The 13857-nt window shown below is 49.0% G+C and carries 8 protein-coding genes, 1 tRNA gene, 1 rRNA gene and 2 pseudogenes; 10 read left to right on the top strand and 2 right to left on the bottom strand.

The window, feature by feature from the left end:
- The first annotated feature begins 15 nt into the window (after positions 1–15).
- Both rrf and L5M40_RS21825 read left to right on the top strand, forming a co-directional pair.
- Positions 16–131: ribosomal RNA gene (gene rrf / locus L5M40_RS21830) — 5S ribosomal RNA — on the top strand.
- 36 nt (positions 132–167) lie between these two features.
- Positions 168–244: transfer RNA gene (locus L5M40_RS21825), tRNA-Asp, on the top strand.
- A 239-nt stretch (positions 245–483) separates the two neighbouring features.
- Here the strand turns inward: L5M40_RS21825 and L5M40_RS21820 are convergent.
- Both L5M40_RS21820 and L5M40_RS21815 read right to left on the bottom strand, forming a co-directional pair.
- A pseudogene (locus L5M40_RS21820) lies at positions 484–1507 on the bottom strand (IS630 family transposase).
- Between the two features lie 56 nt (positions 1508–1563).
- Positions 1564–2399 (bottom strand): annotated as a pseudogene (locus L5M40_RS21815) (IS630 family transposase); the annotation flags it as partial.
- 344 nt (positions 2400–2743) lie between these two features.
- Between L5M40_RS21815 and L5M40_RS21810 the strand changes: the two are divergent.
- The 8 genes from L5M40_RS21810 (at position 2744) to L5M40_RS21775 (ending at position 13834) form a co-directional block, all read left to right on the top strand.
- The gene (locus tag L5M40_RS21810) at positions 2744–3298 is read left to right on the top strand and encodes a hypothetical protein (protein ID WP_263195740.1); all 555 of its coding nucleotides are present in this window, start codon (positions 2744–2746) and stop codon (positions 3296–3298) included.
- A 210-nt stretch (positions 3299–3508) separates the two neighbouring features.
- A complete protein-coding gene (locus L5M40_RS21805) occupies positions 3509–4225 on the top strand; it encodes a hypothetical protein (RefSeq protein ID WP_263195741.1) in 717 nt (238 codons plus the stop codon).
- A 24-nt stretch (positions 4226–4249) separates the two neighbouring features.
- On the top strand, positions 4250–5371 hold the full coding sequence (gene csm6 / locus L5M40_RS21800) for a CRISPR-associated ring nuclease Csm6 (protein WP_263195742.1): 1122 nt from the start codon (positions 4250–4252) through the stop codon (positions 5369–5371).
- Positions 5372–5612: 241 nt separating this feature from the next.
- Positions 5613–8984, top strand: coding sequence for a DEAD/DEAH box helicase family protein (locus L5M40_RS21795; protein ID WP_263257241.1), 3372 nt, complete (start codon positions 5613–5615; stop codon positions 8982–8984).
- Between the two features lie 192 nt (positions 8985–9176).
- A complete protein-coding gene (locus L5M40_RS21790; protein WP_317629681.1) occupies positions 9177–10835 on the top strand; it encodes a class I SAM-dependent DNA methyltransferase in 1659 nt (552 codons plus the stop codon).
- Positions 10835–12013 carry a restriction endonuclease subunit S gene (locus tag L5M40_RS21785; RefSeq protein WP_263195744.1) on the top strand — a complete coding sequence of 393 codons (1179 nt, stop codon included), beginning with the start codon at positions 10835–10837 and terminating at the stop codon, positions 12011–12013. Before L5M40_RS21790 ends, L5M40_RS21785 begins: the two co-directional genes overlap by 1 nt.
- 58 nt (positions 12014–12071) lie before the next feature.
- Entirely contained in the window at positions 12072–13514 is a 1443-nt protein-coding gene (locus L5M40_RS21780) for a KAP family NTPase (RefSeq protein WP_263257240.1), read from the top strand.
- 101 nt (positions 13515–13615) lie between these two features.
- Positions 13616–13834, top strand: coding sequence for an ATP-binding protein (locus L5M40_RS21775; RefSeq protein ID WP_263195746.1), 219 nt, complete (start codon positions 13616–13618; stop codon positions 13832–13834).
- Positions 13835–13857 lie beyond the last annotated feature (23 nt).

Below are 13857 nucleotides of genomic sequence, written 5' to 3'. Positions count from 1 at the left end.
AATAAGCAGAATTTGCTTGGTGACAATAGCCTTGTGGAACCACCTGATCCCATCCCGAACTCAGAAGTGAAACGCAAACGCGCCGATGGTAGTGTGGGGTCTCCCCATGTGAGAGTAGGTCATCGCCAAGCGCCTAATTTAGGTTAACGTGTAGACGTTAACCTAAAGGAGCGGTAGTTCAGTTGGTTAGAATACCGGCCTGTCACGCCGGGGGTCGCGGGTTCGAGTCCCGTCCGCTCCGCCAACATTCATGAAGCCCATGCTATTAATTAGCATGGGCTTTTTGATTTTAATCCGTTTACAATCCCATTCCTCCCTTTGTGACCGTGACCAAAATGTGACCATATGGTGACTTTGTACTGTGTTTGACCGGAGGTCATGTCATACCAATCCGCATCAGATCTTGACCACTTTAGCCCAGCCTCTTGTGCACAAACTTTTTACGCTGTCCTTGCTATGAATAATACCATTCCGCATTAAAGTTCAGTCACCTTCGCCCACTCCCGAGTTTACCACGCGTTTTGTACAACTGATAAAGCTGTTCCATGCCTGGCTGCAGGCATCCACTATGTCCTCATATCCTTTAAAACAACGATTGGCGAGATAATGTTGGCGCAGCCAACTCCATACCTGTTCGATGGAGTTTAGTTCTGGGGAATATGGCGGCAGTTTGAGTATCGACAGGTTGGGGATATCAGCAGCAATGTCATTGGTATGCCAACCCGCACCGTCCATTACCACGACAGCATGGCGGCCAGGTTTGGTGCGTTTTGCAATCAGCTCCAAGTGCTGGTGCATGATGTCCTTATTAACGAATGGCGTGATGATGGCTTCAGTTTCTCCTGTTGCAGGACAGACAGCGCCGAAGAGGTGTACATATTCAAACTGCTGCTGTCTTAGCGCTCTTGGTCTACTGCCTTTGGGGGCCCAAAGTCGTGTCGTTGTATTTTGCTGGCCGAATCTGGCTTCGTCCTGAAACCAAATATCAATCTGGTGTGGTTGTATATGAATGGGAGCGTGAAGGATCGTTTCCAGAGGAAACTTTTTTAAAAGCGTCCTGTAAGCTCTGAGTTTGTTTTGGATGCCTGGAGCGGCTGGTTATCCAACAGAATCCCATGCTCTTGAGTAGCTTCTAGATGTGATTGGGATGGTACTCGACATTAAACTCACTCGAGATGTATTGCTGGATATCGGCCCCAGTGAGTCTGCCGCCCTCATCTGATTGTGCTTTAAACTCAATGTATCTGGCGAGTCTCCTTTTTTGCTCATTTGACAATGACGGCTTCTTCCCTAAGCGTGGTTTATCTTCAAGTCCTGCCAGTCCTTGCCCAAGATAGCTGGAGACCCATAAGTTGACGCTAGATCTGGCCACCTTCAACTGGCCTGCCACCTGAGTGCGGTTATGGCATTGCAAAAATAGCGATACAGCGAGCAATCGCATGCGCTTATGCGGATTTTTTTCTCTTTTGGAGAGGCTAAGCAGACTTTCAGCGGTTTCAGGTTTCATAATCCAATTTTAAGCTGTTGGGTTGCTTGCTATTAGATCAGACTTCTATGCGGAATGGTATAAGGCGGCAACTTGAGAAGCGTCAGATTATCAAAGTCATCGGCCAAATCTTGTTGATGCCAGCCCGCACCGTCCATGATGACCAGTGCATGCCGTCCAAATTCTGTTGCGGCCGAGATCGATTTTAAGTGTTCACGCATATATTCGCTATTGGCATGCGGGGCAATAATCGCTTGTGTCGCCCCCGTTGCCGGACACACGGCGCCATATAGATACACATATTCAAATTGTTGCTGCTTGACGGCCCGTGGACGGGTCCCTTTCTCAGCCCAAATACGGGTGGTGGTATTCTGTTGGCCAAAGCGGGCTTCATCTTGAAACCATGCGATCGAGTGCAACGTGCCCAGGTGTGTTAAGGATCGTTGCCATGCGGAAGTTTTTTAAAAGCCTCTTGTATAGCCTGAGATTGTTTCGGGTGGCGAGAGCGAGTGCTAATCCATGAGAAGCCAAGTTGATGCAGCAAGCGGTAGATATTTGCTTGCTTGAACGTCACGCCAAATTCAGACTGAATAAACAGGCCGACATCCTTGGCCATCAACCTGCCACCTTGTTCAGATAGACTGCTGTGCTGTACGAAGGCTTTAAGCTTAGCTTGCTGTGGTCTGGAGAGTGTCGCAGGACGGCCCGGATTGGGTGCATCGTCAAGGCCAGTCAGCCCATGGGTTAAATAGGCGGAGACCCAGCGATTGACGCTGGTTCTACTGACCTTAAGCATGCTTGCGATGGCGGTACGAGAATGACCTTCAGTGAAATGGAGTAAGGCAAGATAGCGCATACGTTTGCGTGCACTTTTCTCCGATTTAACTAAGGCTGCGATGTGGGGATGATTCATATTTTGTATGATTAAAAACTGATGACCAATTAGATCACATAATTAATATAATTGGTATTATATTCGCGCTCAGTCGATTTGCCTTCCTGTACTTGTGCGACTCAAGTTGACGCATTGCTCTGTATCCTTAATCCGTAAAATGAATAAGGAGCAGGGTATGTGCGGTTTATGTTTGGAGCAGGGATTTGTTTTTAGCTTAGTTACCGAGGGTTTCGATGCTATTGAGGGAAGACTAGGTACTGGTACGAGTTTTGTGATGATTGGGATGTCATTGTTGAACTATTCAAGAAGCAAGCTGACTCTGCTCTGGACAATCGGGTGTTGTGGGCTAGGCTGTTTGTTACTTGGATAACGAGCCAGTATTTTTAGTCGCTGATAATCTCGCCCTCACTATGTATACGCCTCGGGTTCTGGTAATTGGCGTGGGCGATCTTGGTTCTTACATTGGCGCAAGTCTGGTTAAGAAAAATCACACCGAAGTGGATGGGCTTTTGGCCAGTCGTAAGTCAAGCCTGCTGAGTACCATCGACTATGCCAACACCCTTTTGGTTAACTCTGACGGGCTGCAGAATAATGGTGAAGCGACATTTGATGAACATGGACTTAATGATGCAAAAGAACTCATCAAAGAATCGGACTCGGTGTTGTTGGTTGGCGCCCTTGGCGGCAGTTCAGGTGCGCCGCTGATTGCCGGGATAAATACCCAAATGGTTATGGATGTCTTGATTCACTTTTCTGTACCTGAAGGTTTTTCACTGGGATTAATGCACGAATTTTTGGATGCGCTGTACCACGCTTGCCCCAAACTTCAGCTGGTGCTGAGCTGCGTCACTGTCACGAAGAAAGATGTCATAAGCGTTCTACTGATAGCTTCGTCCGCTCCGCCAGCGTCTTACTGAGCACCACAGTATCTAGATACCCATTTCATTGAGGAATGAAATGTCAACGTTACTGACACGGCATTAACCCAAATGCTCCTTAAAGGCTTCGAAGCCCTTCCTAGTTAAAGTCGTGTTACGGTGCTCAATCACTGTCTCTATGGACTAGTTTCACGTAATGATTCATAGTAAGTCATTATAATTTAGTAGGTTACATAAGGGTTTTTTAATATGGCAAGACATCAAAATGCAACCCGGGCAATTTTGGTTTTGGAAGCACCTTGGGAAATCGACTCCGAAGACTCTAATCGCACCAGTGTGCTGCCGTTTGTGGATGGTGTTGCGAAATTAGCAGGTGACACAGAAGTGTATCTGGCAAATTTTTATGATAAAAGCAGCTTCGGTAAAGCGCTCGACTGTCTTTGTAAAACAAAATTCCTGAATACCATTGTTTACATCGCTGCTCATGGCTATAAGGATAAAGTTCAAGGAATAAAACTATTAGATGCGCTCAGCGCTGTAGCCAGTAAATCGAGAGCATACAATATAACTGGGGTTTTGTTGGGTTCTTGTTACGTTGGAGAAAACGTGACCGCTATGCAAGCATGCATCGAGGATTCCAACCTCAGGTGGTGCGTTGGTTACTCATCTGCCTCCTATTGGTTGTCCGGCACAATGATTGATACAGCTATTCTCGCGAAAATGTCCCAGCTTGATAATGATGATTTTAAAAGTCGGGATTTAATAGTTGAGCATTTTGCTGAGGCACTGAGCCCGTTTTCACTTACATTTCCAATAGGCGAGGATTACGAAAGATCTCAAGTCCAACTACAGGACTCAATCAGGTTTGTAGTACAGCCATCAGGGCAGGGAAAGCAATCCAAGGATGTTTCAGCAGATGTCTTCCGGGAGTACAAGAATTTTCAGGTGATTGAAGATGATGCCTAGAAGACCAGTAAAACACGGAACGTTATGAAAAACATCCTATTAGCAACCATAGGGGCAAGCCCTCAGGTATTGACAGAAACCCTGTATGCCATCCACCAGAGCGGCAAGCCGTTCCCGGAGGAGGTGTTTGTCATCACTACGCTTTCAGCTAAGCCGTTGCTGATGAATGGTCTGTTTCGCGATGGTCATTTACAGGCACTAAAAGACGAATATCAGCTTCCCGATTTTCGTTTCGATGAGTCCCATATCTGGTTGATTGAAGATGATGACGGTAATCAGGTTGATGATGCTAAAACCGTTGACGACCAAAGCCTTATGGCAGACTTCATTACCAAGACACTCTTCAGGTTAACCAGCGATCCCAACATTGCGCTTCATACATCACTCGCGGGTGGGCGCAAGACCATGGCATTTTACACTGGCTATGCCATGTCGCTCCTTGGTCGGCATCAAGACACGTTAAGCCATGTGTTTGTCGATGATGACTTTGAGTTTGTGCGTGATTTTTGGTTTCCTACAAAGTCAACCAAATGGGTCACGGGTAAGAATGGACAAGGCGAGATAGATGTCAGTAAAGCCCAAGTTACTTTGGCGGAAATTCCGTTTGTTAGAATGCGACACTCCATTGACCCTAGCCTGCTGGCTTCGATGGAAAACCTATCACTCAGCCAAACTGTAGCCTTGTTGAATGCCGGACAAAGCCAAACCTTGTCAATAAAAGTCAATCTTAAAGCCAAAACCATAGAAACCTTGGGCGTCGAGATTAAGCTCACCGCAAAGGAATTGGCTTTCTACCTGTGGCTTTACCAAAAGGGTGAGTCAGGGCTGCGGGTAGACCGCTACTTTGATGATGACCCCTCCCACAGCCAAACTTTTTTAACCCAGTTCTCGACTTTGTCTCAAGACCCTCGAGTGTTCGAGAGCTTCGGTATTACTCCTGAGGATTTTAAAGCCCATGAACTGCAAAAGCTCAAAGGGATGGAGAGGGCATTTTTGCAACCTATATGTAGCACGATCAATAGCAAGTTAAAGAGAGCGTTACCTATAGCTACAGCAGATAGGTTATCAATTCTGTCGACTTCAGAGGCTCAGGGGCAGAGATACCGAGTCGCCTTAAGTGGGCAGCCGGATTTGATTGAGTTCTAGCGTGCGACATCTGTGTAACTGCTTCCATCAACGTCTTTAAAGCTTTTAGCTGGCAATAAAGAAAGGTCATTTCACAAGCTTATTTACCCTCAATGTTTAATCCTGATCGGTTACGCTTATCATTCAGGAGTTTGTCAAACAACGGATAGAGAAAATTTGCACAAATCCGGCGCCAAATCGTCGAGATAATAAATAATTTCTGGTATAAGACTCAAAGTCTTATAGGGAGGTAGCTATTTCAATGACGGGATCTTTAAACTTCGAACTCATTCGTGGTCACAACGAAAAGCTCGCGAATCTTGGTGCACTTGCAGAGCAAATCCTACATCTGGATCCAGGCAGCGCTATTACCCGGCTAAGAAGTTTTGCCGAAGAAGTTACAAGAGAGATTTACGTCATTGATGGTCTTCAAAAGCTGCCTCAGGCCAGCTTTATCGAGCTACTAAAAAATGATGGCTTCCTTCACGTTACCGAGCAGCGCCTACGTGATCAGCTGCATTTTTTGCGGGTAGAAGGCAATCTTACTGCCCATGGGGCTGAAGGTTCACTGCAAATAGCCTACGCAGCACTGGGTACCGCCCATGCTTTGTCCAACTACATGGCGGTAAACTACTACGGGTTTCATGCCGGCGATCTGGCTGAACTTCAGTACCCCGAAAAACCAGGCAGTGCAGTCGCACTGACGCAAAAACAGCTCGACAAAGTACTACAGCAAAACCGCCAGCAGCACGATACCCTGTTGAAAGAGCTTGAGCTTGAGCGCCAAAAACGTATCGAGGCAGAAAACCGTGCCGAGCTTACCGACGAAGAACTTCGTCTTGCCAAGGCTCGCAGTACCCAAACTGCCAACAGCCTGCAGTGGGATGAAAACAAAACCCGTCAGCTTCTCATTGATACTCAATTGGCCAAAGCAGGCTGGGATATCAGTAATCCTGATCACGTAGGTATTGAGGTGCCAGTCGCGCATCAGCCAACCAGCAGTGGTACTGGTTTTGCCGACTATGTACTCTGGGATGACGATGGCACACCGCTGGCGGTGGTTGAAGCCAAACGCTCCCGCGAAAACTTGCAAAAGGGGCGTGAACAGGCTCGTTACTATGCTGAAGGTCTCGCAAAGCAGCACAATTGCCCCACGCCCATTGTGTTTTACACTAATGGCTATGAAATCTGTATCTGGGATACCAAGCAGTACAACACCTATCGTCAAGTGTTTGGTTTCTATTCCAAAGACAGCCTTAAATTCCTGCAATACCAGCATAAATATAAAGAGCCTAATCTCGAACTGCTGAACCCTGATTTCAATATTGCCGGTCACAATCGCCCATATCAGGTTGAGGCCATTAAAGCCGTTACAGCCAAATTTCAGCTGCAAAGGCGCAAGGCGCTGATTGTCCAGGCAACAGGTACTGGCAAAACCCGGGTATCCATTGCGCTGGTGGAGCTGCTGCTGCTGCGGGCCAAGTGGGTAAAAAGGGTGCTGTTTTTGTGCGACAGAAAAGAGCTGCGTCGTCAGGCCGACGAAGCCTTTAAAGACTTTCTGCCGTCCGAGCCGCGATGTGTCATTGGCGAGAAAAACCAAATCGATGCTTCGGCAAAAGTGTTCGTTTCCACCTATCCCGGCATGATGAACCGCTTCAGCCAGCTTGATGTAGGCTTTTTCGACCTTATCATTGCCGACGAATCGCACCGCAGTATCTATAACCGCTACCGGGACATCTTCGATTATTTCGATGCCATGCAAGTGGGGCTCACGGCCACACCGGTCAAGTTTATTGCCCGCAATACCTACGATCTCTTTGGCTGTGAAAATGGCGACCCCAGCTTTAACTTTGATTTGGCCGAAGCCATCAGCCACGAGCCGCGATTCCTCAATCCGTTCCGAGTCAAAGAATGCTCTAGTGAATTCTTAAGGCAAGGTATTCATTACAAGGATCTCACGTTAGAGCAGCAAGCGCAGCTAGAGCAGGATCTGGGTCAAGAAGAAGCGCAAAAGACCACCATTAAGGGCAAGGACATAGGTCGCAAGATTTTCAGTGTGACAACTGATACCGCCATTCTCGAAAACCTGATGGACAATGGCATCAGGGATGCGACAAACTCGCTGGTGGGTAAAACCATCATCTTTGCCCAGAATCAGCGCCACGCAGAACATCTCGAAAAACTGTTTTGTGAAAAGCTTTATCCCCAGCACGGCAGCAAGGTGTGCAAGGTCATTCACAACAAGGTTGACCGTCCTGAAGCACGTATCGATGAGTTCAAAAAGGCCGGCAGTGAATTTCGTATCGCTATTTCGGTCGACATGATGGATACAGGCATCGATGTGCCCGAAGTGGTTAATCTGGTATTTGCTCGCCCGGTCAAGTCTTGGGTTAAGTTTTGGCAGATGATTGGCCGCGGCACACGCCTTTGCCCAGATCTGTTTGGCCCAGGCAAACATAAAGAAGAGTTCCTGATTTTTGATTACTACGGCAACTTTGCTTACTTTGACGAAGAGTATGTCGAGGCCGATACAGGCCAAAGCCGCTCATTGTTGCAAACCCTGTTTGAGGCGCGTCTGGCTCTTGCCAATGAGGCCCAAAGCAAAGCACATGTACAGGCTTATGAACTTGCCTGCAGCCAGCTCAAAGCGGATATTTGCGATCTGCCCGATGAGGCCATCGCCGTGCGTCGTAATCTGCGCCTAGTGAAAGAGCTGCAGGAAACCGATAAGTTGCTCGAGATGAGCGGCACCACCAAACACCAGTTGGAATCGGTAATCGCGCCGCTTATGGGGCAGCGCAAACTCAAAGATAAAGATGCCTCGGCATTCGACCGACTGCTCGCCAGTTTGCAAACAGCGCTGCTAAGTGGCAGCAGCGAGCTTGAAAACCTCAAGGCTGAGCTGATTGCTGCGTTGCAAAATCTGGCTGTTACCATCCACCACGTGCGTAACATGGGCGCGGAAATTGCCAAAGTACAAAGCGCTGATTACTGGAATAACCTAAGCCTTGACGCCCTCGAGAACACCCGCAAAAGCCTGCGCGGAATCATGAAGTACAAAAAGCCCGGGCCTGGGCCCCTTGTTGGCACGCCAACTACTCATACCCAAGATACTGACTATCAGGTGAATGACCGCCCAGTGGTAATTGGTGGCAACAATGAGGCTTTAGCCTACCGCGAGCGCCTTAAAACCATTGTTAATACTATGCTGGCCACCGAGCCTGTGTTGCAAAAGATTCATCAAGGCCAGCCAGTTACCGAGGCCGAGCTTAAATCACTCGCTTCTATCATCCTCACCCAGCACCCCGGAGTGGATCTTAACGCCCTAAATGCCTTTTATGGCCGTACCCCTGAGGAGCTTGGCCATACGTTGGCGCAGCTGGTGGGGCTTGAGCCTGAGGAGGTCAACAGTCGCTTTGCCGGATTCATTCAAACCCATCCGCTGAGTTATAAGCAGGTGCAGTTTATCAACCAGCTGAAAAGCGTTATCTGCCGTCAGGGGCGCATTAAGGTTCAGGATCTGTACGAAGGCCCCTTTGAGCGCCTGACCGATGGCGAGGGCCTTGATATCTTCCCCGAGGCCAATATTGAGGAACTGCAGTCGCTGCTAAAGCCTTACCTGTTGCCCAATTAAACTGGTATTACAGGAATGCGAGAATGTAAGCCAAGTGCTTTCAGGGTCAACTCGGCGAGAGCGGCTAAAACGACTAAAAGTGAAAATCGACTAAAAGCTGAACATTCGGCGGTGTCATAAGCTTGCGAACACCCCAAGCCGAGCTTGAAACGGGTAGAATTGGCCACATGCCAACTGCACCTTTCGGATACTGTGCAGCGCCATCATGGCGAAAATGAGAACGGCAACCACTGTGGTTTTAGCTACCGCGCTGGCAACCAGAATGACCAAAACGGGCAGGGCAACGCCACCCGTCAACAACAAGAGAGAGCTATGCTGACAGGACAACTGCGCAACGATATCGACAAACTCTGGGAAAAATTCTGGACCGGCGGCGTCACCAACCCGCTGGTGGTGATTGAGCAAATCAGCTACCTGATGTTTGCCCGTATGCTCGACATGCAGGAAACCGCCGCCGAGCGCAAAGCCAAGCGTACCGGCTTGCCCTTTAAGCGTCAGTTCCCCGAAACTCCGGCAGGTCAGTTGCTGCGTTGGCAAAACTTCAACCACATGTCCGGCGCCGAGCTGTTGCCGCACCTGCGTAAAAAGGTGTTCCCCCATTTTGCCGAGGTTGAACTGGCAGGCTCAGATATCGCCCACTTTATGGCCGAGGCCGATGTCGAAATCCGCAGCGAGTCAGTGCTGCGCGCCGCGGTCGACATGGTCGACAAGTTGCCGCTGGATAAAAGCGATGTTAAAGGCGATATCTACGAATACCTGCTCAGTAAACTCTCCTCCGCCGGTATCAACGGCCAGTTCCGCACCCCGCGCCATATTATCGACCTTATGGTCGAAATGCTCGACGTGCAGCCAACCGATGTGATTTGTGACCCAGCCTGCGGCACCGCAGGCTTTTTGTCCCGCACCATGGAATACCTTATCCGCAATCACAGCAGCCCCGAGAGTATTCACAGCGACGAAGACGGCAACCCGGTCTACAGCGGTGATTTACTGCACCCCTATCAGGACCATATCAACAGCCAGATGTTCTGGGGCTTCGACTTCGACAGCACCATGCTGCGGGTCTCCGCCATGAACATGCTGCTGCACGGGGTCAGCGCCGCCAATATCCGCTATCAGGACAGCCTCAATAAAAACTTTGCAGGTGTGCCTCAGGAGCACAACTTTTTCGATAAAATCCTCGCCAACCCACCCTTTAAAGGCAGCCTGGACGAGCAGTCGGTCAATCCCAAGGTGCTCGCCACCGTTAAAACCAAAAAAACCGAGCTCCTGTTTGTCGCCCTTATCCTGCGCATGCTCAAGCTTGGTGGCCGCAGCGCCACCATCGTCCCAGACGGCGTGCTCTTTGGCAGCTCCAAGGCCCACAAGGACCTGCGCAAGGAGCTGCTCGACAATAACCAGCTCGAGGCCATGATTTCCCTGCCAAGCGGCGTGTTCAAGCCCTACGCTGGCGTCTCCACCGGGATTTTGATTTTCACCAAGGGCGGCAATACTGACCAGGTGCTGTTTTACGACATGCAGGCCGATGGCTATTCGCTCGATGACAAGCGCACGGCCATTACCGATAACGACATCCCCGATGTACTTGAAAAGTGGCGCCGCTACAGCGCACTTTATCGTGCCAACGATACCGCCGCCCTCAAGGCCGAATTTGGCGATAAAACCAAGAAGGCCTTTATGGTCTCGGCCGATGCCATCCGCGCCGAGAATTACGACCTGTCCCTCAATCGCTATAAAGAGCAAAAGTATCAGGCCGAAGAGTACGACTCGCCCAAGGACATTCTGGCGCGGCTGAAGGCGCTGGAAGCCGAGATCCAGCAGGATCTGCAAGCGTTGGAGGAGATGCTTTAATGGACTACGTCCTGACTCAAATTTCTAAATGCGTCAAAAAAGTATCTACTTGGAATCCCAAACAAGAGCCAGATGCCGAAGACTTTCCATATGTGGATCTTAGTTCGGTAGATAAGGAGTCCAAGAATATCGCGCTTGAAAGTGTTGAGCTGGTTTCGCCCGCCGATGCTCCCAGTCGTGCACGGCAGCTCATTGTTACTGGTGATGTATTGGTTTCTACAGTGCGCCCTAATCTGAATGGTGTCGCTTTGGTTACTAAAGAATTAGACGGTGCAACAGCGTCCACAGGATATTGTGTATTACGTCCTGAGCCTACTAAGCTCGACAGTAGATATTTGTTCTATTGGGTTCAATCGCCTAATTTTGTTGAATCAATGATGATGCAAGCTACAGGCGCTAATTACCCTGCAGTTTCTGACCGGATAGTGAAACAGTCCGAAATCCCCCTCCCGCCACTGTCCGAACAAAAGCGCATCGCCGCCATCCTCGACAAGGCCGACGCCCTGCGCCGTAAACGCCAGCAAGCCATCGACCTCGCTGACCAGTTCCTGCGCAGCGTCTTTCTCGACATGTTCGGCGACCCAGCCACCAACCCGAAAGGATGGCAAACTAAGCCAATTAAGGATCTAGCTAGGGTTGTGACAGGAAATACTCCATCGAGACAGGAGCCCGAGAATTACGGTTCTAGCATTGAGTGGATAAAGTCTGACAATATCAATACTCCAGATCACTACTTGACGGAAGCTGAAGAATTCTTATCCGATGCCGGTTTAAAAAAAGGACGAAGTGTTCCGAGAGGCTCAGTTCTGATTACATGTATCGCAGGCAGCCCCCAGTGTATAGGTAACGCAGCGATTGCAGACAGAGAGGTATCGTTTAATCAGCAGATTAATGCATTGGTCCCTGAAGGTGAGGCAACAACAGAATATCTCTATTCTGTAGCTTTATTTGGCAAGAAGCTAATCCAAAGCATTTCCACAAATGCCATGAAAGGCATGGTAAGCAAGGGAAATCTTGAAAAACTTCTTGTACCCGCACCGCCGTTAGCGCTTCAGGAGAAGTATTCAGAAACATTCAAAGATTTTTTGACTAAACGGAAGCGGCAGGTATGCTCGCTTTCGCAATCTGAGAGTTTGTTTTTATCACTAAGTCAGCAAGCCTTTAGCGGCCAGCTTTGAAGCACCATCTTATCGCCAACAAAACATAACGGAATTAACCAGCCACAGGGATGTGAACATGCCAGACAGCAGCGCCAACTCAGATAACAACCCCAAGTCGTCAGTGCCTCTGCGTATTCGTCCGCCCTGCTTTGCGGAAGGCGAGTGGCCGTGCGTAGCGGATAAGCTCGGCCGCAGCAGGGAAATTGAAAACCTTACCCCGGTGCTGCTGAACGCCGAGGCGCCACTGGTGTTTGCCATCGATGCGCCCTGGGGCGGCGGCAAGACGACCTTTATTCAACTTTGGCAGCAGTTCCTGAAAAAGGAGGGCAAGGTCAGCCTCTACCTCAATGCCTGGGAAAGTGACTTTGCCGACGATCCGCTGCTGCCCATGTTATCTGTGCTGGATGACTGGCTAACGTCACAATCGAGTAAACCCGCGATAAAAGAGGCGTGGGATAAAGCCAAAGCCTGCGCTCCTGGCCTTATCAAGGCGACAGCTGTAGCTGCCGCTAAAGCCGCTACTTTTGGTACGTTAGATCTTGAGAAGGAATACGAAAAGCTTGCTGCCGATTTGACTGGCGATGCTGTTGGTAGCTTGGTAGACAGCTTTAACGTGAAACAAAAATCGTTGGCCAAGTTCAAACAGCAGCTGTCGGTGGCGCTGGATGCCTTGCCTGATGATCAGGCTAACCTGATAGTCTTTATCGATGAACTCGACCGCTGCAAACCCACCTATGCCATCGAGGTGCTGGAACGTATCAAGCACTTGTTTGATATCGACCGCCTAGTGTTTGTGCTTGCCGTAAACCGCGACCAGCTCAGCAAGAGCATTCAGGGTGTCTATGGCCCAAGTTTCGACGGGCTTAATTACCTCAAGCGTTTTATTGATCTCGACTATCACCTGCGAATTCCAGATCGAAATGCGTACATAAAAGTACGGCTACAGCAGCAGGATTTACAAAGTCGCTTTGCCAAACGTACTGAAGGGCGGGATGAGTATAGTGTTATTGAGGAAATGCTACATTGGCTATGTGAACGCTTTAATTACACCCTTAGGGACATCGACCAATTGATCACCAGATTGCGTTTGGTAGTCCGCTCCATACCCAGCAATCAATACGTTGATGCAGTGGTACTGATGTGCATGTTAGTGCTTCGACAGGAGCACAATGCCCTTTATCATCAATTTAAGCAGGATGTTGGCTGCACTAATGAGGTGATAGCATTTTTGCTGGGGGGAGATATTGATAAATCGCCGTTTCCTGACTCCTTTGGCTGGATATGCGGCTGGCTAATCCGCTCTGGATACAGCGATGATAATGAAATCGAATTTGAATCAGTAGTTGTTCCATGGGAAGAACGTATAAGCCAGTTCTCGACGGACAATGCGCGAAAGCATGAAATTAACAGGTTGGTAGAAATGGCCAGAGATAGGAGAATGACATTTAGAAGGTCTAATCTCCGCCAAACTGCATTTAGTCGGATTGAGCTGGTCAGTCAGATAGACATCGCTGACTAGGGCGCGTGTATTCTGAACATCGCACAGGATTAGGCTGGCATAGTAATAACTAAACAGCGTCGTCAACATGTGGAAACGAAGCTAAAAATCAAGGACAGAACATGAAAATCACGTCACTGACCATAGGTAACTTTAAAGGGATTGCCAACAAGGCTACTATCCCGCTGGCACCCATTACCTTGCTATTTGGTGCTAACAGTACCGGCAAGAGCACTGTGCTTCACGCGATGCTTTATCTTTATGAAGTACTGGTAAATCGTAATTTCGACCCAGTTTATAGTAGGGGATACCATGCCAGGCAGCTGCGCAAACTCAGATGACAAACTCAACACGATAGTACCAC

This window comes from Shewanella sp. SM68, assembly GCF_025653925.1.
Lineage (GTDB): Bacteria > Pseudomonadota > Gammaproteobacteria > Enterobacterales > Shewanellaceae > Shewanella > Shewanella oncorhynchi.
The sequence above is the reverse complement of the archived record's forward strand: the minus strand, read 5'-3'. Positions and strand labels throughout refer to the sequence as shown.